Source organism: Leucobacter sp. 7(1) (assembly GCF_900163635.1).
In the GTDB taxonomy this organism is placed as follows: Bacteria; Actinomycetota; Actinomycetes; order Actinomycetales; family Microbacteriaceae; genus Leucobacter.
This window is the reverse complement of sequence record NZ_FUID01000013.1, coordinates 22,108-43,083: the sequence shown is the minus strand read 5'-3', so window position 1 is coordinate 43,083 and position 20,976 is coordinate 22,108. Positions and strand designations below refer to the sequence as shown.

18 protein-coding genes are annotated in these 20,976 nt (G+C 66.8%); 16 read left to right on the top strand and 2 right to left on the bottom strand.

Going from position 1 to position 20,976, the window contains the following annotated elements; all coding sequences use genetic code 11:
* The first annotated feature begins 187 nt into the window (after positions 1 to 187).
* From FM113_RS03070 to FM113_RS03020, 11 genes are all read left to right on the top strand, one after another.
* Complete coding sequence (locus FM113_RS03070) at positions 188 to 979, top strand: enoyl-CoA hydratase (RefSeq protein ID WP_087011391.1); 792 nt, start codon at positions 188 to 190, stop codon at positions 977 to 979.
* A 138-nt stretch (positions 980 to 1,117) separates the two neighbouring features.
* On the top strand, positions 1,118 to 2,182 hold the full coding sequence (gene argC / locus FM113_RS03065; protein ID WP_087011389.1) for an N-acetyl-gamma-glutamyl-phosphate reductase: 1,065 nt from the start codon (positions 1,118 to 1,120) through the stop codon (positions 2,180 to 2,182).
* Positions 2,183 to 2,231: 49 nt separating this feature from the next.
* Positions 2,232 to 3,401 (top strand): bifunctional glutamate N-acetyltransferase/amino-acid acetyltransferase ArgJ, encoded by a 1,170-nt coding sequence (argJ, locus tag FM113_RS03060; RefSeq protein ID WP_087011387.1) that lies wholly within the window; start codon positions 2,232 to 2,234, stop codon positions 3,399 to 3,401.
* Between the two features lie 9 nt (positions 3,402 to 3,410).
* The gene (argB, locus tag FM113_RS03055; protein WP_087011385.1) at positions 3,411 to 4,313 is read left to right on the top strand and encodes an acetylglutamate kinase; all 903 of its coding nucleotides are present in this window, start codon (positions 3,411 to 3,413) and stop codon (positions 4,311 to 4,313) included.
* Entirely contained in the window at positions 4,310 to 4,966 is a 657-nt protein-coding gene (locus FM113_RS03050) for a hypothetical protein (protein ID WP_087011383.1), read from the top strand. Before argB ends, FM113_RS03050 begins: the two co-directional genes overlap by 4 nt.
* Positions 4,967 to 5,069: 103 nt before the next feature.
* Positions 5,070 to 5,390 carry a ferredoxin gene (gene fdxA, locus FM113_RS03045; protein ID WP_087011401.1) on the top strand — a complete coding sequence of 107 codons (321 nt, stop codon included), beginning with the start codon at positions 5,070 to 5,072 and terminating at the stop codon, positions 5,388 to 5,390.
* 5 nt (positions 5,391 to 5,395) lie between these two features.
* Positions 5,396 to 6,508: a succinyldiaminopimelate transaminase gene (gene dapC / locus FM113_RS03040; RefSeq protein WP_087011381.1), complete on the top strand. Its 1,113-nt coding sequence runs from the start codon at positions 5,396 to 5,398 to the stop codon at positions 6,506 to 6,508.
* Between the two features lie 216 nt (positions 6,509 to 6,724).
* Complete coding sequence (locus tag FM113_RS03035) at positions 6,725 to 8,023, top strand: citrate synthase (RefSeq protein ID WP_087011379.1); 1,299 nt, start codon at positions 6,725 to 6,727, stop codon at positions 8,021 to 8,023.
* A gap of 54 nt (positions 8,024 to 8,077) precedes the next feature.
* Positions 8,078 to 8,848: an ABC transporter ATP-binding protein gene (locus tag FM113_RS03030; protein ID WP_087011377.1), complete on the top strand. Its 771-nt coding sequence runs from the start codon at positions 8,078 to 8,080 to the stop codon at positions 8,846 to 8,848.
* Positions 8,830 to 10,482, top strand: a complete 1,653-nt coding sequence (locus FM113_RS03025) for a hypothetical protein (protein WP_140393275.1) — start codon at positions 8,830 to 8,832, stop codon at positions 10,480 to 10,482. Before FM113_RS03030 ends, FM113_RS03025 begins: the two co-directional genes overlap by 19 nt.
* A 129-nt stretch (positions 10,483 to 10,611) precedes the next feature.
* Positions 10,612 to 12,789 (top strand): lamin tail domain-containing protein, encoded by a 2,178-nt coding sequence (locus FM113_RS03020; RefSeq protein ID WP_140393274.1) that lies wholly within the window; start codon positions 10,612 to 10,614, stop codon positions 12,787 to 12,789.
* Positions 12,790 to 12,852: 63 nt separating this feature from the next.
* Here the strand turns inward: FM113_RS03020 and dapD are convergent, their stop codons facing one another.
* The gene (gene dapD, locus FM113_RS03015) at positions 12,853 to 13,809 is read right to left on the bottom strand and encodes a 2,3,4,5-tetrahydropyridine-2,6-dicarboxylate N-succinyltransferase (RefSeq protein ID WP_087011371.1); all 957 of its coding nucleotides are present in this window, start codon (positions 13,807 to 13,809) and stop codon (positions 12,853 to 12,855) included.
* Between the two features lie 74 nt (positions 13,810 to 13,883).
* On the opposite strand from dapD, the gene dapE reads away from it, so the two are divergent.
* The 3 genes from dapE to FM113_RS03000 all read left to right on the top strand — a co-directional run bounded on the left by dapE (position 13,884) and on the right by FM113_RS03000 (position 17,811).
* Positions 13,884 to 14,999 carry a succinyl-diaminopimelate desuccinylase gene (dapE, locus tag FM113_RS03010; protein WP_087011369.1) on the top strand — a complete coding sequence of 372 codons (1,116 nt, stop codon included), beginning with the start codon at positions 13,884 to 13,886 and terminating at the stop codon, positions 14,997 to 14,999.
* A 133-nt stretch (positions 15,000 to 15,132) separates the two neighbouring features.
* Positions 15,133 to 15,303 carry a DUF3117 domain-containing protein gene (locus FM113_RS03005; RefSeq protein WP_075201434.1) on the top strand — a complete coding sequence of 57 codons (171 nt, stop codon included), beginning with the start codon at positions 15,133 to 15,135 and terminating at the stop codon, positions 15,301 to 15,303.
* A gap of 327 nt (positions 15,304 to 15,630) precedes the next feature.
* Positions 15,631 to 17,811: an alkaline phosphatase family protein gene (locus tag FM113_RS03000; RefSeq protein WP_140393273.1), complete on the top strand. Its 2,181-nt coding sequence runs from the start codon at positions 15,631 to 15,633 to the stop codon at positions 17,809 to 17,811.
* Between the two features lie 122 nt (positions 17,812 to 17,933).
* Here FM113_RS03000 and FM113_RS02995 read toward each other — a convergent pair whose 3' ends face one another.
* Positions 17,934 to 18,566 carry an O-methyltransferase gene (locus FM113_RS02995; protein WP_087011365.1) on the bottom strand — a complete coding sequence of 211 codons (633 nt, stop codon included), beginning with the start codon at positions 18,564 to 18,566 and terminating at the stop codon, positions 17,934 to 17,936.
* A gap of 192 nt (positions 18,567 to 18,758) precedes the next feature.
* Between FM113_RS02995 and FM113_RS02990 the strand changes: the two genes are divergently transcribed.
* Both FM113_RS02990 and FM113_RS02985 read left to right on the top strand, forming a co-directional pair.
* A complete protein-coding gene (locus FM113_RS02990) occupies positions 18,759 to 19,130 on the top strand; it encodes a twin-arginine translocase TatA/TatE family subunit (RefSeq protein WP_087011399.1) in 372 nt (123 codons plus the stop codon).
* Positions 19,131 to 19,194: 64 nt separating this feature from the next.
* On the top strand, positions 19,195 to 20,955 hold the full coding sequence (locus FM113_RS02985; RefSeq protein WP_087011397.1) for a bifunctional diguanylate cyclase/phosphodiesterase: 1,761 nt from the start codon (positions 19,195 to 19,197) through the stop codon (positions 20,953 to 20,955).
* Positions 20,956 to 20,976 lie beyond the last annotated feature (21 nt).

The window sequence follows — 20,976 nt, the reverse complement described above, 5'->3', positions numbered from 1 at the left end:
GAGGTTCTCGTGATTTCAACCAGGCTCGCCGCTACCAACGTCCTGGCCGGGTACATCTAGGGCGCTGGCGCGGTGCGTTTTCGCGCTTTTGGCGTAGAGCGTGGAGTGGCAGGCTTAGGGTGAGGGTACGCCCCGCGCGCGGTTGCGCGGGCACCCCACGATCCTGCACCCCGAGCGAGAGGCCCCCATGAGCGCAGCAGCACAGCCCGAGTACACGGCAATCCTGACGGAGGTGCGCGGCCGGGTCGGCTGGATCACCCTGAACCGGCCCGAGGCACTGAACGCGTTGAACTCGACGCTCGTCACTGAGCTGATCGAGGCCTCGCTCGCGTTCGACGCCTCACCCGAGATCGGCTGCATTGTCATTACGGGTTCGGAGCGCGCGTTCGCGGCGGGGGCTGACATCAAGGAGATGGCCGAGCTTGGCTTCAGCGACATGTTCCTCGGCGGGCCGTTCCCCGGGTGGGGCGGCTTCGAACGGATGCGGACCCCGGTGATCGCCGCGGTCGCGGGCTTCGCGCTCGGCGGCGGCTGCGAGCTTGCCATGATGTGCGATTTCATTCTGGCGGCAGACACCGCGAAGTTTGGCCAGCCCGAGATCAACCTCGGTGTACTCCCCGGCTTCGGTGGATCACAGCGACTTCCGCGCGCGATCGGGAAGGCAAAGGCCGCGGAAATGGTGCTCACCGGGCGCATGATGCGCGCCGATGAGGCAGAGCGTTCCGGGCTCGTTGCACGCGTCGTCCCGGCAGACGAGCTGCTTGCCGACGCCGAGAAGACTGCCGCGACAATTGCCGAGAAGTCGCTGCCCGCGCTCTACGCTGCGAAGGACGCGCTGCAGGCGGCGCAAGAAATGCCGCTGGCTGAGGGGCTGCGTTTTGAGCGTCTCGCGTTCGCGGCAGCGTTTGCCACAGAGGACCAGAAGGAGGGCATGCGCGCCTTCTCCGAGAAGCGGGACGCGAACTTCACGCACCGTTAGGCCGCCGCGCGAGCGTCGCTCACAGGTCGCGCATATCCACGACTTCGGGGGAGTCCTCCCGCGTCGCTGTGGATAGCGCGCCCGCTGGTGCGCCGTGAAGTGCCAGAATAGAGAGGTTGGCATGCGGAAGGAGCGTCGATGACGTACAGCGTGGCGGTTGCAGGGGCGTCAGGATACGCCGGAGGAGAGCTGTTGCGGCTGCTGGCCGCGCACCCGGAGTTCGAGGTGCGCACAGTCACCGGGCACTCCACCGCGGGCCAGCCGCTCATCGCGACGCAGCCACACTTGCGCTCGCTCGCGCACTTGACCCTGGGGGAGACGACTCCGGAAGTGCTCGACGGGCACGACATCGTGTTCTTCGCGCTGCCGCACGGTGCGTCAGGCGCACTCACGGCGCAGCTGAGCAATGTGCGTCTCGCCGTTGATTGTGGTGCTGATCATCGACTCACGGACGCCGCAGACTGGGCGGCCTTTTACGGTGGGGAGCATCACGAGGCGTGGAGCTACGGCGTCCCCGAACTGATCGTTACGGACGCAGCCACCAGCGGGCAGACCCGGCAGCGGGACGCACTCATCGGTGCACCCCGCATCGCGGCTCCCGGATGCAACGCCTCGACCGTGGCGCTTTCGCTCGCCCCGGGTATTGCGGCCGGTGTGATCGCTCCCGACGACATCGTCACGGTACTCGCGGTGGGCCCCTCCGGTGCGGGCAAAGCAGCGAAGACCCACCTGCTTGGCGCAGAGCTCATGGGCACGGCCAACCCCTACGCGGTGGGCGGTACGCACCGGCACATTCCCGAGATTCAACAGTCGCTGCGCCGGGCAGGCGCGCGCGGGGATGTCACCCTGAGTTTCACACCTGTGCTCGTTCCCATGAGCCGAGGTATTCTCGCGACCTCGACGGCGAAGCTCGCCCCGGGGGTGAGTGCGTCCGAAGTGCGGGCGGCGTGGGAGACAGCGTATGCGGACGAGCCGTTTGTGCATGTGCTCCCCGACGGCGAGTTTCCGCGCACCGCAGACACACTGGGGGCAAACACCTGCCTGATGGGCCTTGCGATCGACGAGGCCGCGGGGCGCGTTGTTGTTGTCGCGGCGCTCGACAACCTCGCGAAGGGGACCGCGGGCGCGGCCATTCAGTCCGCGAACATCGCCCTTGGCCTCCCCGAGAGCACGGGCTTGAGCGTCAACGGCGTCGCACCGTAACCCGCACACACCACACAGACACGCACAACTACACGCGCAAGGAGAGATCGTGACCGTCACCACCCCAGCAGGATTCCGCTCGGCGGGGATCGCCGTCGGCCTGAAGAGCACGGGGAAGCCGGATCTGGCTCTCGTGGTGAACGACGGGCCCGCCCCGGCGAGCGCGGTGGTCTTCACGAGCAACCGCGCGCAGGCCAACCCGATCCTGTGGAGCCGCAAGGTCGCCCAGGAGGGACCCGCACGCGCGATCATCCTGAACTCAGGCGGCGCCAACTGCTTCACCGGAGACTTTGGCTACGACACGACCCGGCTCACCGCCGAGGCCGTCGCGACCGGTCTGACTGCCGCGGGGCAGCCGACCGAGGCAGCGGAAGTCCTTGTGTGTTCCACCGGGTTGATCGGCACCGGTGACCAGGCGTTCCGTGACAAGATCGTCGGCGGCGTCCCCGAACTCCTGAACCGGCTGAGCGACACCGACGCCACCGCGCCCGCCGCGATCCTCACCACTGATTCCGTCGAGAAGACCGCCGTGCATACGGCCGATGGCTGGACAATCGGAGCCATGGCCAAGGGAGCGGGCATGCTCGCGCCCGGGCTCGCGACAATGCTCGTGGTCATCACGACTGACGCGGTCCTCGATGACGCGGCGCTCGATCGCGCACTGCGCGGCGCCACCGGGCCGAGCTTCGACCGACTCGACTCCGATGGCTGCATGTCGACAAACGACCAGGTGACGCTCCTGACGAGCGGTGCTTCCGGGATCACGCCAGATGAGGCCGAGTTCGCGGCGGCCCTCGCTGGGGTGTGCGATAGCCTCGCCGCGCAGCTCCAGGCGGACGCCGAGGGTGCCAGCCACGATATCGACATCGAGGTGCGCGGCGCAGCCAGCGTTGCTGATGCCGTCGACGTGGGCCGTTCGGTCGCGCGCAACAACCTGTTCAAGGCAGCGATCTTCGGTAACGACCCGAACTGGGGCCGAGTGCTCGCTGCGATCGGCACCACTGAGGCCGCCTTCGATCCCTACCAGGTCGATGTGTCCTTCAACGGGGTGCGCCTCTGCCACGCGGGAGCGCCGGACCGTCCTGTCGAGGAGTGCGATCTCACCCCGCGCCGCACACACGTCGAGATCGAGCTGTTCTCGGGGGACCACACGGCAACGATCCGCACCAACGACCTCACGCACGACTACGTGCACGAGAACAGCGCGTACTCGAGCTAAGGACGCCGGATGACCACAACAACTGAGACCCTCGACCACACCCGCGCCGCCGCCAAGGCACAGGTGCTCATCGAGTCCCTGCCCTGGCTGAAGAAATTCCGCGACGCGATCATGGTGATCAAGTTCGGTGGCAACGCCATGATTGACGAGTCGCTCCTGCGCGCCTTTGCTGAAGACGTGGTTTACCTTCGCCACACCGGCATCCGCCCGGTCGTGGTGCACGGGGGCGGGCCCCAGATCAATGCGATGCTGGAACGCCTCGGGATCGAGAGCGAGTTCCAGGGCGGGTATCGTGTCACCACCCCCGAGACCATGGAAGTTGTTCGCATGGTCCTCACGGGCAAGGTGAACCCCGAGCTCGTCGACGAGATCAACGCCCACGGTCCCCTCGCGGCAGGTACGACCGGAGAGGACGCTGGCCTGTTCGTGGGCCGCCGCCGGCCCCCCATCGACGTGAACGGCACAGCCGTAGATCTCGGCCTCGTAGGCGACGTCGTTGACGTGAGAGTAGAACCGGTCCTCGCGCTGCTCGAGGCCGGACTGATCCCCGTCATCTCCTCAATCGCCCCCGACGCGGACCGACCGGGCGACTCCCTCAACGTGAACGCGGATGCCGCAGCCGGCGCGCTCGCCGCAGCGCTCGGCGCAGAAAAGCTTGTTATCCTCACCGACGTTGCTGGGCTCTACGCCAACTGGCCTGACCGCGACTCCCTCGTGTCCTCGATCGAGGCCGCAGAGCTTGAGGAGATGCTTCCCACCCTCGAATCAGGCATGATCCCGAAGATGCGGGCCTGCCTGGACGCGGTGCGCGGTGGCGTGCCGAAAGCGGCAATCATCGATGGCCGAGAGCCGCACTCCGTGCTGCTTGAAATCTTCACCGAGCGGGGGATTGGCACCGAAGTCGTGCCGTGATTCCCGGCATCCGGGGCCTCCGCGCCGAGGCCGCGGCGCTCGCCGTCGCGGATCGGTGGTGGATCGCCGCGGGCGCGAGTACCGCGGGGATCGGGGGAGGAGCAGTGCTCTGCCAGGCGGCCACGCCGAGCCCAGTTGGCGGGCCTGCCGCACACGCGCTCGCGCAACTGGGGATCATACTCGCGGCGCTCGCGACGTTGCTGCTTGGCGGGTGGAGCGTGTGGCTCGCGCGGCTGGATCTGCGTGAGCACAGGCTCCCGAACCCGGTATTGGTGTGGGCGACCCTCTCCGTGATTGCCGTGGGTGTCGCGGCGCTACTCGCTCTCGGAGCGGGTTCCCGGCTGCTCGCCGCGCTGGGGACCACGCTGATCGTCCTGGGGGCCGCGCTCACGGCGTGGGTGGCTCGCCCGGCCGCATTCGGGGCGGGTGATCTGAAACTCGTCCCGGTAACTGTGTTTCCTGTGGCGGCCATCGACCCGTTGCTTGTCGCGACAGGCTATGCGGGAACGCTCCTGCTGGGCGTGATGCTCGCGGGTGTGGTCGCTCACCGCCGCGGGCGCGCGGAGTTTGCTGCGGGACCGATCTTGCTGCTCGCGTGCTGGACCGGCCTCGCGCTCGGGGCGGGGGCTCTGTGCCGGGACATCGCTGGCTGATCCGGGACTCGTGGGCCCCGAACGGTCTCCCCGCGTGCACGGCACTCAGTGTGGCGGCGTTAGACTGAAACGTATTCGTTGTGCTGAGTGAAAGGTGGGCGTCGTGACGTATGTGATCGCGCTTCCGTGCGTGGACGTGAAGGATCGCGCCTGTGTGGACGAGTGCCCCGTGGATTGCATCTACGAGGGTGACCGGATGCTCTACATCCACCCGGACGAGTGCGTCGACTGCGGCGCGTGCGAGCCTGTCTGCCCCGTCGAGGCGATCTACTACGAAGACGACCTGCCGGGTGAGTGGGCCGACTACTACACCGCGAACGTCGACTTCTTCACCGAGATTGGTTCCCCGGGCGGGGCCGCAAAGACCGGGGTATACGACTTCGATCACCCGATCGTGGCGGCGTTGCCGCCGCAGGGCGAGTAGCGCGCATGCGGGCGGCGCTGCCGGATTACCCCTGGGATGCGATGGCACCGTTCGCGGCAGACGCGGCGCGGCATCCGGACGGGGCCGTGAACCTCTCGGTCGGGTCCCCCGTGGATCCGAGCCCCGCGGGCGTGCGTGAGGCGCTCGCAGCCGCGACCGATGCGCATGCGTACCCTGCCACGGCGGGGAGTCCGAAGCTGCGAGAGGCGATCGCGGAGTGGTTCCTGCGCCGTCGAGGCGTTGCGGTCGCTCCCGAGGCGGTCCTCCCGACGGTTGGCTCGAAAGAGCTTGTTGCGCTGCTGCCCTTCCTGCTGGGACTGGGCGCCGGTGAGGCCGTGGTGTTTCCACGTATCGCCTATCCGAGCTACGCGATGGGTGCCGCGATGGTCGGTGCGGATGCCATCGCTGAGGATAACCCGGCGCTCTGGCCCGAGCACACGAAACTCGTCTGGCTGAACTCGCCCGCAAATCCTGACGGCCGCGTGCTCGATGTTGCGCAGCTGCGTGCCGCGGTGGCGCGTGCGCGTGAGCTGGGGGCGGTGATCGCGGGAGACGAGTGCTACGCAGAGTTCGGGTGGGATGCGCCCTGGGACACCACGGCGATTCCCTCGATCCTCGATCCTGCGGTTGTTGGCGACGACCACAGTGGCGTCCTGAGCGTGTATTCACTGAGCAAGCAGTCGAACCTCGCGGGGTACCGCGCGGCGTTCCTTGCTGGCGATCCCGAACTTGTGGAGCGCCTCCTCACCGTCCGCAAACACGCGGGACTGATGCTCCCTGCCCCGGTTCAGGCTGCGATGATCGTGGCACTCCGGGACGAGAGCCACGTGGCTGAGCAGCGCGACCGCTACCGAGCGCGGCGCGCGATCCTGCGCCCCGCACTCGAAGCGGCAGGGTATGAGATATCGGGAAGTGAAGCAGGGCTCTATCTGTGGGCGACACGCGGAGTGGACGCGTGGGAGAGCGTCGCCGAATGTGCTGCGCGCGGCATTGTGGTGGGGCCAGGACACTTCTATGGTGACAATTCGCCGCAGCATGTGCGCCTCGCGCTCACCGCGAGCGACGCAGATATTGCGACGGCCGCACGCAGGCTCGCGGAACTCGCCCGGGAACGCTGAGCTTCCTGCACGGGATCGCGGATCCCACGCAGGATCAGCGATCCCACACGTGATCCGATCTCGAATCGACTTTTTGCTCGACGTCGAGATATATTCTCAGGAGCGCCCCTCGCGAACCACCCGGGGGTGCTCCGGCTCCGAAGGAGCCGATAAGGTGGTGAACAACGGCGTCATACCCGATGCCCAGTCAGTATTGAGACCCCACGAGGAGACGACGTGACCGAATCGACTCAGGGCCAGAACGCGGCCACTGCGAAACTCACGTTCCCGGGCGGCTCCGCAGAGTTCCCCATCCGCGAGGCGGCCTCCGGCCATGCCGCTATTGACGTCAGCACGCTGACGAAGCAGAGCGGATACACAGCGCTGGACTACGGCTTCGTGAATACCGCGTCGACGAAGTCTGCGATCACCTACATCGACGGCGATGAGGGGATCCTGCGCTACCGCGGCTACCCGATTGAGGAGCTCGCACGCAGCTCCACCTTCCTCGAGGTTGCCTACCTCCTGATTTACGGCGAGCTGCCCACCGCTGATCAGCTCGGTGCCTTCGACGAGGAGATCCGACGCCACACGCTGCTCCACGAGGACATGCGCTACTACTTCGAGGGCGTGCCGCACACGGCGCATCCGATGGCGGTGCTCTCGGGCGGCCTGCAGACGATGTCGACGTACTACGAAAGCTCGCTCGACACGACAGATCCGAAGTTCGTTGAAGTGAACACGATCCGCCTGCTCGCGAAGCTTCCCGTGCTCGCTGCCTACGCGCACAAGAAGTCTGTGGGCCAGGCGTTCCTGTACCCCGACAACAACCTAAACTTCGTCGAGAACTTCCTCCGCCTGAACTTCGGGAACAAGGCCGAGAAGTACGAGATGAATCCGGTGCTCGTCGATGCGCTCGACAAGCTGCTGATCTTGCACGCCGACCACGAACAGAACGCGTCGACCTCGACGGTGCGCCTCGTGGGCTCGACCGGTGCCAACATGTTCTCCTCTGTGTCGGCCGGTATCAACGCACTCTCGGGTCCGCTGCACGGTGGGGCCAACGAGGCGGTGCTCGACATGCTCGCGCAGATCCGCGACTCCGGGCAGAGCGTCGAGACGTTCGTGGAGAAGGTCAAGCGCAAGGAAGACGGTGTGAAGCTCATGGGCTTCGGACACCGGGTGTACAAGAACTACGACCCCCGCGCGCGCATCGTGCGCGAGAGCGCCGACAAGGTGCTCGCAGAGCTCGGAGTCAACGACCCGCTGCTGGGTCTCGCTCGCGAACTTGAGCAGATCGCCCTGGAAGACGACTACTTCAAGGAGCGCAAGCTCTACCCGAACGTCGACTTCTACACGGGAGTCATCTACAAGGCGATGGGTTTCCCGACCCGCATGTTCACCGTGCTGTTTGCGATCGGCCGGCTGCCCGGCTGGATCGCGCAGTGGCGTGAAGCACGCGAGGATCCGCAGACCAAGATTGGTCGCCCGCAGCAGCTCTACATCGGCTCGCCCGAGCGGCACCTCGACCGCTAAATCTCCTCCGAGCGGGGGAGGAGTCGGGCCGGGCAGGCTCGATAGGGTGGAATCATGGACTCCGCACCCCTCCCTCCCGCGCTCGAACTGCGCGGCCTCGCCAAGCGTTTCGGCGACAAGATCGCCGTCAACGGTATCTCGCTGTCAATTCCGAGCGGCTCGTGTTACGGGCTTGTCGGCCCGAATGGCGCCGGCAAGACCACCACGCTGTCGATGGCTACGGGCCTCCTCCGCCCCGAGTTTGGGCAGGCGCTGATCTCCGGGATCGACGTGTGGGAGCGGCCCCAAGAAGCGAAACAGCTTGTTGGGGTGCTCGCGGACGGGGTGAAGCTGTTTGACAGGCTCACGGGTGAGCAGCTCATCACCTACAACGGGCTTCTTGCAGGACTGGACGCAGAGACTGTCGCGCGCCGGTGCTCGGACCTGCTCGACATGCTGGATCTGAAGTCGGCGGGCACCACGCTCGTTGTCGACTACTCCGCGGGTATGACCAAGAAGATCGCGCTAGCGTGCGCACTGATTCACGCGCCACGCCTGCTTGTGCTCGACGAACCGTTCGAGTCTGTCGACCCGGTCTCGGCTGCGAACATTCGTGACATCCTGCAGGGCTTCCAGCGCGGTGGCGGCACGGTGATTGTGTCGAGCCATTCGATGGATCTTGTGGAGCGCATCTGTGACCACGTCGCGGTGATCGCACAGGGCCGCGTCCTGGCCGCGGGTACGGTCGCCGAGGTGCGCGGCGGCTCCACGCTGGAGGAACGCTTTGTTGAACTCGTCGGTGGACGGCAGCACCTGGAGGGGCCGACGTGGCTGAACCAGGGCTGACCCCGGCGAGCGTATTGCCGCCCCACCCGGAAGCTGCTCAGCTGCCGCGGACGGGGCCTGCCGCGCGGATTCGCGTGATGGTGGCGCTCCGATTCCGCGTGCTGTGGAACACGCTGAGTCGGCATCCGTGGCAGCTCGTGGGCGCGATCCTCGGCGCCCTGTATGGCCTTGGCCTGCTGGCCCTCGCCGTGGGGGGACTCGTGGCACTCTCCTGGGCAGATGTCGAACTCGCTCGGACCGCCCTCGTCCTGGGCGGCTCCGCGCTGGTGCTCGGCTGGATGCTCGGCCCAATACTTGTCTCAGGGATGGACCGGACGCTGGATCCGGCACGGCTAGTGATGTTCCCGATGAGCCCGGGCACGCAGGTCGCCGGCATCGCAGTGGCGAGCCTGTTTGGTGTTCCCGGGATCGTCACGATGCTCGTCTCGGCGGCCACAGCGCTCGCCTGGCTGCGTTCGCCCGGGGCCGCGGTGATCGCGCTCGTGTTGGCACCGGTCGCGGCGCTGAGCTGCGTGCTCGCGTGCCAGCTTGTGATGACACTTATGACACGCGCTGCCGCAAACCGCCGCTTCCGCGAGATCATCGGTGGGCTCCTGCTGTTGCTGCTTGTGCTCGCCGGTCCGCTGCTCGCCGGGCTCGGGTCGGGCGTGGCCACGTTCAGTGAGCAGCTGCCCGGCTTCGCCGAAGCACTGAGCTGGACCCCGCTCGGAGCCGTCTGGGCGGTGCCTGTCGAGGCCGCGGCAGGAAACTGGGGCGTCGCCGCGCTCAAGCTCCTGATCGCGCTCGCGACGGTTGCGGCGCTGTTCTTGGGCTGGCGCGCCCTGTACCTCGCGAACGTGGGCACACACGCTGGTGGCTCGCAGGCGAAGGGACGTGCGGGCACCGGCTGGTTCGGGCGCTTCCCCGCGACCCCACGCGGCGCAATTGCGGCACGGTCTTTCACCTACTGGATCCGCGACCCGCGGTACCTCCAGAGCCTCATCGTGGTGCTCGTGATGCCTGTCGTGTTCGGATTCCTCGCCGGAAGCACCGAACAGCCCATCATGCTGACCGCCTCCACGATCTTCGTGGCCGCAATGATTTCGCTCACCACATTCACTGACCTCTCCTACGACGGTACCGCGTTCAGCACACACCTTCTGCGTGGCGTGCGCGGCATTGACGACCGGATCGGCCGCGCCTGGGCGACCGGCCTCGTCTCCGCACCGCTGGTGATTCTCGTTGCGGTCGTGACGAGTGTGATTGTCGGTCGATTGGATCAGCTGCCGACGCTGCTGGGCCTTGCGGGCGCAGTGCTGCTGAGCGGACTCGGCATAGCGAGCGTCAGCTCCGCGCTGTTTGTCATGCCGGTTCCGCAATCGGGGGAGAACCCGTTTGTGTCAAAGCCGGGCGCCGCGGTGCTCAGCCTTGTCGGGACCGCGGCGAACTTTGGGTCGCTGTTTGTGCTGACCCTCCCGATTGCCGCGCTGACGATTGCGGCGGGCATCACCGGCGATCCGCTGTGGGCGTGGCTGACCTTCGGGGTCGGGCTCGTCTGGGGCGCGCTTGTGTGCTGGCTCGGCGTGCGCTGGGGCGGCAGTCTGTACGATCGCCGGGCCCCGGGCCTGATGGAAAAACTCAGCGCGCAGCAATAGCCAGGGTGTGTTGCGCGGGGTCGCGGGGAATCTTCGGACCCGCGACACCTGCGCGACACCCACGTGTAACACTCTGGCTACCCGCGGCTGGTGCGATGGAATCATCCACCCGCTGCAAAGGAGCCACACTTGAGTTCTCACCGCCCACTTGCTGTACTCGCCGCCGGCGCGCTTGGCGCGAGCTGCCTCGCCCTCGGCCCGGTGGCCGCTGCGGTCGCAGTCGCTCCGGTCGATTCGCCCAGCATCGCCGGGATCCAGCTCACCGAGATCGAATCGAACGGCGGGGAGCCGGGGGACTGGATCGAGCTGTTGAACGCGGGGGCCGCCCCCGTGGACCTCTCCGGCGCAGTGATCTCAGACAGCGACGATAGCCACGTATACGCGGTGCCTGCGGGAACGATTGTCGCCCCGGGGGCATACCTTGTGCTTGACGAGCTCGCGAAGTCGGGAACCGGGCATTTCGACTTCGGCCTCGGCAAAGACGACCGAGTGCGCGTGTTCGACGCGGCGGGTACCCTCGTCGATGAGGTGAGCTGGACGCAGCACGCCACCACGACGCTCGGCCGCACTGCGGCCGGGGACTGGCGGGACACGAGCGGCCCCACGAAGGGCGCGCTCAACACCTTCGCAGAGCCGGCGAGTCCGGGGGAAGCATTGCGGCTGAGCGAGGTCGATTCCCAGCCCGCTGACTGGGTCGAGCTCGTGAACACAAGCACGGCGACACTTGATATTTCGGGATTCGAACTGCGAGACAACTCAGACGACCACAGCTGGCGGTTCCCCGCCGGGAGCACGATCGCGGCGGGTGCCTACATTGTGGTTGATGAGACCTCACTCGGGGTGATCGGTGAGACCCCGGGGCTGTTCCCCGAAGCGATCGGGATTGGAAGCGCTGATCAGATCCGCCTGTTCGATCCTGCGGGAACCCTGCTCGATGGCACCGGGGCGTGGACCGCACACGCGACCCTCGATGGCGACGCCGCGAAGGCCACGCTCGCGCGCTGCGCGGTGGGCACCGGACCGTTTGTCCTCGCCCACCCCACTCCCGGTGCCGCGAATCAGTGCGTGACTGACGACGGTGGGGAACCGGAGCAGCCGTCGCTTGAGACGGCGGTGTGGCCCGGCTCGGCGGACGCTACCGCGATCGATGAGGCGTCGATGTTCCTCGAGGACAGCTCGGGGCTCGATACGCAGGAGACCGCCGACGGCACGTTCCTGTGGGCAGTCGACAACGGCGAGGGGCGGTTCTGGAAGCTGCGCGTCGCCGCTGACGGCAGCGCCACCTTTGTTGACGGTTGGGAAGCGGGCAAGCGGGCGCGCTTCCAGAAGGACGCCGATAGCCCGCGCGCTGCGGGCCCCGACACCGAGGGCATCACCGTCGCGGATGATGGCTTCGTCTACCTCGCCTCGGAGCGCGACAACAGCGCGAAAGGTGTGAACTTCAATGTTGTGCTGCAAATGGATCCCGCAGCCCCCGGCCCCGATGTTGTCTCCACGAGCGAGTGGGACCTCACCGCGCTGCTCCCGCAGGTGAGCGCGAACCTCGGCATCGAAGCTGTCGAGTGGGTGGCCGATACGGACCTCGCCGGGAAGCTCGTTGACGCGAACACAGGCTCAGCCTATGATCCGGCGCGCTACCCGCTGCACGGCGGCGGTCTGTTCTTCGTCGCGGTCGAAGACGGTGGACAGGTCTTCGCGTTTGCCCTCAACTCTGACGGCACGGCGCAGCGCGTCGCCGAGGTACAGCCGGGCCTGCCGGGCGTCATGGCGCTCGATTGGGACACCGTGCGCGGTGGGCTCTGGGCCGTGTGTGACGACGGCTGTGACGGCGCATCGGCCTTCCTCACCCTCAACGGAACCGACACGCCAGATGTCGCCCACTTCGCGCGTCCCGCGAACCTTCCCAACACGAACAATGAGGGCTTCGCCACCGCCCCGGCCTCGCTCACGAACGAGGGCTCACGCCCCGCATGGTGGTTCACCGACGGGGTGCCGACTCAGTCGCTGCACGCCGGATCGCTCACAGCTCCCAAGACCACACCGCCCACCGACGGTGGCGAGGAGCCGGGGACGGAGACGCCGGGGACCGAAACACCAGAGACAACCCCGCCAGTGGTGAAGCCGGTCACTCCCGCCGGGTCCACGACAGCATCGCAGGCAAGCACCCTCGCGAAGACCGGCGGTGACCCAGCTGGGTTTGCCCTCTTGGCGGCCGCGGTACTTGGCGTGGTGGCCACCGGAGTGCTTGCCTGTGGGCGTCGCCGCGGGGACACTCGCACACGCGCCCTTCCCGTCATCGGCGAGTAGCCGCACGCAGCGCGGCGGGCCACCCGGAATGCTCCGGGTGGCCCGCAGCAGTTCGTTCGAGTACTAGGCGTGCAGCGCAGCGTTCAAGACGATGCCGCTGCCCTCGCGCGGAAGGGCCTCGACCGCGCCGGAACGCGAGTTGCGCCGGAAGAGCAGCTGCGGTACCCCAGAGAGTTCCAGGGCCTTCACCTCGATTGCCTCACCCGCGGAGTCCGCGGTACCGCGCGGCAGGCGCACCTTTGTGCCCGCGGTCACGTACAGGCCCGCCTCGACGACACTGTCATCGCCCAGCGAGATTCCGATCCCGGAGTTCGCCCCGAGCAGGGTACGCTCGCCGATCGTGATCCGCTGTGTCCCACCACCCGAGAGCGTGCCCATAATCGAGGCACCACCCCCAATATCCGAGCCGTCGCCCACGACGACGCCCTGCGAGATCCGGCCCTCCACCATTGACGCCCCGAGGGTGCCCGCGTTGAAGTTCACGAACCCCTCGTGCATCACCGTGGTGCCGGGGGCGAGATGCGCTCCCAGTCGCACCCGGGAGGCATCCGCGATCCGCACTCCCTCCGGCACGACATAGTCGGTGAGTCGGGGGAACTTGTCGACACCGACAGCGGTGATGCCCGCGCGCTTCAGGAGCGGAAGCCGTGCAGCGTAGTCCTGCGGCAGCATCGGTCCCGCCGTCGTCCACGCGACGTTCGGCAACTTGCCGAAGATCCCTTCGAGGTTCAGCGAATTGGGGAGAACGCGGCAGTGGGAGAGCAGATGCAGGCGGAGATACGCATCCTCCGTCGATGTGGGTGCCGCATCCAGGTCGATCTCGAGATTGACAAACCGCAGTTCCACGCCGCGGGCGGCATCGGTGCCGGTGAGGCCCGCGAGTTCTGCCGGGGCGATCCAGGGATCCCGGTCTGTTGGCCGTCGCCCGAGCACGGGGTCGGGGTACCAGGCGTCGAGCGTCGAGCCATCGGCTGCGATCGTGGCGATTCCGGCGGCCCAGGCGGTGCGAGAGTCAGTCATGCGTTCAATGGTAATGGGGTGAAAGCCGCTCGGTGCACGCGCGAGACACGCGGGGAAACACGTAGGCTGAACGGATGACCGCTCAGGAAGCACCGCGTCCCCACTTCGAGCTTGACCCGAGCGCCGGACCCGTTGGGCTCACCCGGCAGCTCTGCAATATCCCGTCTGTCTCTGGCGACGAGCGTGGTATCGCCGACGCTGTCGAGGCCATGCTGCGGACGCACGCACCGCACTTGGCCCTGACTCGAGACGGCGACACCCTGATCGCTCGGACGGAACTCGGGCGAGATCGACGGGTCGCGATCGCCGGTCACCTCGACACCGTACCGATCAACGCGAATCTCCCCGTGCGTGACGAGCTCGATCCCGCAACCGGGGAGGCGGTGATCTGGGGGCGCGGCACAGTCGATATGAAGGCCGGCGTGGCCGTGCAGCTCGCACTCGCCGTCGAACTCACCGCGCCCGCGGTGGACCTCACCTGGGTCTGGTACGACCACGAGGAAGTCGCGTCGGAGCTGAGCGGCCTGGGCCGTGCGATGCGGAATCACCCTGAACTGTTCGACGCGGACTTCGCGATCTTGGGTGAGCCGTCGAACGGAACGATCGAGGGCGGCTGCAACGGGACGCTGCGCGCCCGTGTCGAATTGCACGGGACACGGGCGCACTCGGCGCGAAGCTGGATGGGTGTGAACGCGATCCACCGCGCCGGGGTGCTCCTGGACCGGCTGGCGAGCTGGGAGGCTGCGCGGATCGTGGTCGACGGGCTCGAATACCGCGAGGGCCTGAATGCGGTGCGGATCGAGGGGGGCGTCGCGGGAAACGTGATCCCTGACCGCTGCGTCATCGAGGTGAACTATCGCTTCGCCCCCAGTCGGTCTGCGGATGAGGCCGTGGGCGTTGTGCGTGAGTTCTTCGCCGATGCCGACACCGTCGAGATCGTCGACCTCGCGCCCGGGGCCCGCCCTGGCTTGGACGCGCCGCTCGCGCAGGGCTTCGTTGCGGCGGTCGGTGCCGTGCCCACAGCCAAACTCGGTTGGACTGACGTCTCGCGGTTCTCCGCACTCGGAATTCCCGCGGTGAACTTCGGCCCAGGCAACGCGCTGCTCGCGCACGCCGACGACGAGCGGGTGCCGGTGGCACAGATCGAAGAGAGTGCCGCGGCGTTGCGCGCGTGGCTCGCGCAGGCCTAGATCGGCCCGCAGCGGCGGCAGAATTCCCGCGGATTCCGGTCACCGGACGTCACGGTTTGCCCCTCGGGTTCGCCTTGGCCGCTCGCACTCCGATAAAATGGATTCGAACCACCAAACTATGCGAGGAGGCGTCATGGCTGCAATGAAACCGAGGACTGGGGATGGACCCATGGAGGCGGTGCGTGAAAGCAGGCTGATCGTCGTTCGGGTTCCGCTCGAGGGCGGTGGACGTCTTGTCGTCTCGGTCAACGACCAGGAAGCGGCGGAACTGCGAGACGTGCTCGCTGGAGTACTCGACGGCTAAGTGTCGTCGCCGGGATGCAGCCCGGAAACACAACGGCCCCAAGACTCAGAGAGTCTTGGGGCCGTTGTGTTTCCTGCGGGGTCCAGTTGCCCGGGGAGTGGCGATCCCGCGAACCGGGAACCTCGCCTTACCGGGCTGAGCACTGGCACGTTGCGGGGTGCAGAGTTGTGTGGACAACTGAACGCAGGGTGACTCCGTGGGGAAAGGTGCATGGCCGTGATGCGTGTCGCGGGCGGCCGGAGAAGCATTGCGCAGACTGGAACGCGGCGCGTCCCACGTGGGACGCGCCGATCCACTGCTTCTCAAGACATCTTGGAGTGACTCACTGTGAGGAAACACGCATTTGCGGCGTCGTTGGGTGCTATCGCGTTGGGAGTGACTGGCGTCTGCGCCGGTGTCGTGCCCGCGGCGTCGGCGCTACAGGGCACGCTGTCCGCGGCGACTGCCGTTCCGAAAACTCTCGTGATCGGCGTTGACGGCGCGACCTTTGACGCGATGGCCGGGGCCAGCATGCCGAACGTGCAGGCGCTGCAGGCCGGCGGGCTCACCGCGGCAAGCAATCTGCCGGGCAATCCGATGGCCCCGACAGTCTCGGGTGCCGGGTGGTCGACGATTGCGACGGGAGTGTGGCCGGACAAGCACCACGTTGTGAACAACGACTTCACCGCACCGAACTATGCGCAGTACCCGGATTATCTGACGCGCATCGAGGCGACGACACCCGAGCGGACCACTGCGGCGATTGGCACCTGGGGGCCGATCTCGACAACAGTGTTTGGTCCGGCGGTTGATCTGCGCGAGCGGGGTGCCGGCGACGCGGCCACGACTGCCAGGGTCGTGCAGGAGCTGCAGAAGCCCGAAACCGACGACGTGTTTGTGCACCTCGACGAGGTTGACGGTGCGGGACACAGCAGCGGGTCCAGTTCCGCGGCATACTTGGCCGCACTCACGAAGGCAGACGCGCAGATCGGTGAGATGGTTGCCGCGGTTACCTCGCGCCCCGACGCGGCGAATGAGGACTGGCTGATTCTCGTGACCTCGGACCACGGCCACACCCCCCGAGGGGGCCATGGCGGTTCGACGAAGCTCGAACGACAGACCTACGTCATTGCACAGGGCGGCGGGTTTGTCCCGGGCTCCGTGCGTCACGACGTGCGGATCTCAGACATCGCGCCAACTGTTCTCGCCCACACCGGGATCGCCGCGGACCCCGCGTGGGACCTCGACGGACAGAACGTGCCGGACATCATGCCGGACGACTTCGACACTCTGCGCCCGCAACTGCGCACCGCGGCGCAGGAGGCAGGCCCCGGACAGCTGCTCGGCTGGACCGATGTGGCACCGGAGGGCTGGAACGCCGACAACTCTCGGATGCCGACCGGGGGAGCGCCCGAGTTCCGCGGCTGGACCTTCATGACCGACAACTTCTTCTCCAATGTCGAGCTCGGACAGCACCGCGAGAACAACGTTCGCTCGCGCGATGTGTTCGCTATTGCCGACTCTGACGAGTGGGCCGACGTGAATCCGCGCGGCGGGAACTTGTTCGACTCGACCTTGGTTAGCCCGGCCTATGAGCTCAATGGGGCCGCAACTGCGGATGTGTCGTTCGTCTCGGATTACGCCGTTGACGGCCCCCAGGGGGCGAGCGTGTGGGTCACGTTTGACGAGGCGTCAGGGATCCCGCGTCAGAAGCTCGTTGACTACCAGGCTGACGGCACCCGTGAGAACCCCGTGAATGCGGTGGAGCGGCAGACGATCGAGCTGCCCCGCGGCGAGAACGGGGCGCTCCCGAAGACTCTGAGCCTGCAGTTCTCGTACTCGGGGAACAACTCCGCGTTCTGGGTGATCGATCAAGTTCGCTTCAGCCAGCCCGAGGCCCCGGTGGCCCCGGCTACCGTGTCGCTCTCGGCTCCGAGCGTCGCCGCGGGTGGTGCGGTCACCGTGACCGGTGCCGGCTTTGCCTCCGAGGAGCGTGTCACTGCGGAACTCCGCTCTACGCCGGTGAGTCTCGGTGCGATCACGGCGGACGCAACAGGTGGCTTCGCCGGGGAACTTACGATCCCGGCTGACACGGCCGCGGGGGATCACACACTCGCAATCATTCGGGCCGACGGCACGGAGATCACGCACGAGCTGACGGTGACCCCGGTAGTGGATCCGGGTACTGATCCGGGGACCACTGATCCCGGCACTGACCCGGGCACCACTGATCCGGGCGCTACTGATCCGGGGACGACTGATCCAGGCACCACTGATCCAGGCACCACTGATCCGGGGACGACTGATCCCGGTACGACGCCGAATCCGGGCACGCAGCCGACGCCAGGTACGGGCAGCGCTTCGGGTACGGGCGCAGACGCGGGCGCGAAGCTTGCGGTCACGGGCGGCGACGCGGTCCCGGGCCTGCTTGTGGGCGGTGCCGTGTTCGCAGTGCTTGCCGGAGCGGGCGCGTTCCTCGTGGCGCGACTGCGCCGCACAGCCCGCACCGCTGAGGAGCCCGGGGCCTAGACACAGACCCGAGTTCCCGACCCGAGTCCCTGCCACACACATACACACCCCGCCGAGAAGCCACTTTCGCACCGCGATCATGCGGTGAACGTGCGAAAGCGGCTTCTCGGCGGGGCTGCCCGCTAGATTTCGAGGCGGACCAGCGTGAGGAGACCGTCGCCCGCGGGGGACAGCATGGGGGCGATCGCGGGGGATTCTGCGACGAGGGTCAGGAGATCGCGCACGGCCTGGGTCTCGGCGTCTCGGGCCGCGGGATCCGGCACCCGCCCGTGGGAGAAGGCACCAGGCACAACGATGCAGCCGCCCGGGCGCACAATACCGAGTGCGTACTCGAAGTGCTCGAGGAGCTGCGCGGGATCCGCGTCAAGAAGCACAAGATCGTAGGAGTCGAGGTTGAGCCGGGGCATCACGTGCCGGGCATCGCCCTCGATCAGCCGCAGGCGTGCCGCCGGTACGCCCGCCTCGGCGAACATGTTGCGTGCCTCGCGCAGGTATTCGGCTTCGACCTCGATTGAGGTGAGCGTGGCATCGGGTGTGTGGCGCAGCAGGGAGAGTCCGCTGACGCCAACACCCGTCCCGACCTCGCAGATCGCCTGGGCGCGGGTGAGTGCGGCGAGCCCAGACAGCTGCGCCCCAATGGAACGACTCACGGGTTCGATCCCCAGCTCGAGGGCGAGCCGGCGCGCGCGGACGAGTGCCGCTGTCTCTTCCGGGTACTGTTCGGCGAACTGCCAGTTACGTTCGAGCTTGCTCACGGTTCCCTCCGGATGTCTGCTGCGCCGTCCGGAACTCCGGCATTGCCGGGGTTTCGACGGAGAACCCTGGTGCGCGCTGTCCCCAGCGTAGAGGTGGGGGAGCGCATTCAGATGATCCCACGCCTGTTCGCCCTGTATTTCACCCCCGCGCGTTCCGCGTTTGTGCGCGCGCGAGCGGTACGATGGTCACCCATGGGACTCAACTTCGAAAAGATTATGGTGATCATGCTGATCGCCCTCTTTTTGCTGGGTCCCGACCGTCTGCCCGTGTACGCGAAAAAGCTCGGCGAGCTCGTCCGAAACTTGAAGCGTATGGCTGATGGTGCCAAGGATCGTCTGAAAGACGAGATGGGCCCGGAGTTCGACGAAGTCGACTGGCGTCAGTTGGATCCGCGCCAGTACGACCCCCGCCGAATCATTCGCGACGCGCTTGTCGAAGACGAGCGGGAAGCCCATGCTGAGGCACGACGCGCCCGGATCGCAGAGGCCTCCGCAAAACGGAGTGCGGCCGCTGCGGCGGGCCCGCCGGAGGGTGGCGTCTACTTTGATGAGGAAGCCACGTGACTCAAAGGAGCGGGAGTGAACGCAGAGAGTGGTGACGGGGAGGCAACAGGGCCTTTCCCCCCCGTTGAGATCGCAGCACACGGCGTCCGCGCAGGTGCTCGATGAGATCATGTATGCGCTCGATGCAACGTCAATTGTTGCGATCACTGATCGGCGTGGCATCCTCACTCACGTGAATGACAGGTTCTGCGAGATTTCGCAGTACAGCCGCGAGGAACTGCTCGGCCACACGCACAACATCATCAACTCGGGGCGGCACCCGAAAGAATTCTTCAAGGAGATGTGGCGCGTGATCGGTCGGGGCGAGGTCTGGAAAAACGAGATCTGCAACCGGGCCAAGGACGGCTCGGAATACTGGGTCGACACGACGGTTATCCCCCTTCTCGATGAGCGGGGCAAGCCGGAACGCTACGTTTCTATCCGCACCGAGGAAACGCAGCGGCACGAGGCCGAAGAGCAGGTGCGCCGGCTCGCCTACTACGACTCGGTGACGGGGCTGGTCAACCGTGAGTCGATGCTGCGCACGATCGATTCCGTGTTTGCTGTCGGAGCCGGAGCCGGGTTCCACGCGTTCGTCTCGGTGAGCGTCGACGAGTTGTCCGTGGTGAACGACGCGTTCGGTTTCGAAGCTGGCGACCGCTTGCTGCTGGAGTCCGCCCGCCGCCTGAGCGACGCGGACATGAGCGGCGTGAACATCGGCCGGATCGGTTCGAACACATTTGGTCTCTTGCTGCCGGATCTCGGATCGGATTGTCTGGCCGCCGCGGTGGCGTGCCGCGCGCTTATCGACCGCGTCCTGGAGGCACTGTCCGGACCGATGGAACTTGCCCCTGGCGTGCTCGTGGATGCGTCTGCCAGTGTGGGGTACGTCGTCTGGACGGGGACGGCGATCGGGGCCGAACCCGTGCGTGCGGGCGAGACGCGCTGCCCGGCAAACGACTACATCGTGAGTGACGATCCACACGAGGTTGTGAAATGCTCGGAGATCGCGCGGAAGCGAGTGCGCCGTGAAGGGGGCACCCACCGCGTGCGGCAGTTCGAGCAGCGGATGCTGCACGAGGCCCGAGATCGGGTGCGTCTGATCTCCGAGCTGCACCGCGGGATCGAGCGCGGGGAGCTGCGGCTCTTTGCGCAGCCCATCGTGGATCGCGAGCGTCGGGTGATCGGCGAAGAAGGCCTGATCCGGTGGTTTAGCAGCGCGCTCGGCACTGTCGCCCCTGCTGACTTCATTCCGCTCGCCGAGCAGACCGGCGCGATCGTTGAGATCGGCGAGTGGGTGCTGGATCAGGCCTGTCGCACGCTGTCGGACTGGAGCGTGGATCCCGCACTCACCGACCTCACCTTCTCGGTCAACCTGAGCGAGCGTCAACTGCGCGTTGACGGATTCGGGGAGCGGGTCAGTGAGATCATCGACAGGCACGGTGTACGCCCGGACCGGCTCACTCTGGAGCTCACGGAGAGTGTGCTCCACACCGACCTCGACCGCACAGTGGGCCTGCTTGGTGCGCTTCGACGCCAGGGCGTCAAGTCCTCGCTTGATGATTTCGGGACCGGATACTCCTCGCTGAGCTATCTGCAGCAGCTCCCGGTGCAGCAGCTCAAGATCGACCGCTCGTTTGTGTCGAGCGTCGTGGAAGATGCCCAGGCCGCTGCGATCGCGGAAACGATCGTGTGGCTGGGCCGCGCGTTCAATCTCCAGATCGTGGCCGAGGGCGTGGAAACCGAGGGTCAGTTCGCGAAGCTGCGAGAGATCGGCGTGGACGCGTTCCAGGGCTACCTGTTTGGGCGGCCGCGCCCGATCGGCGAAATGATCCTCACCGCATAAGCCCTTCACTGCACAGGGCTC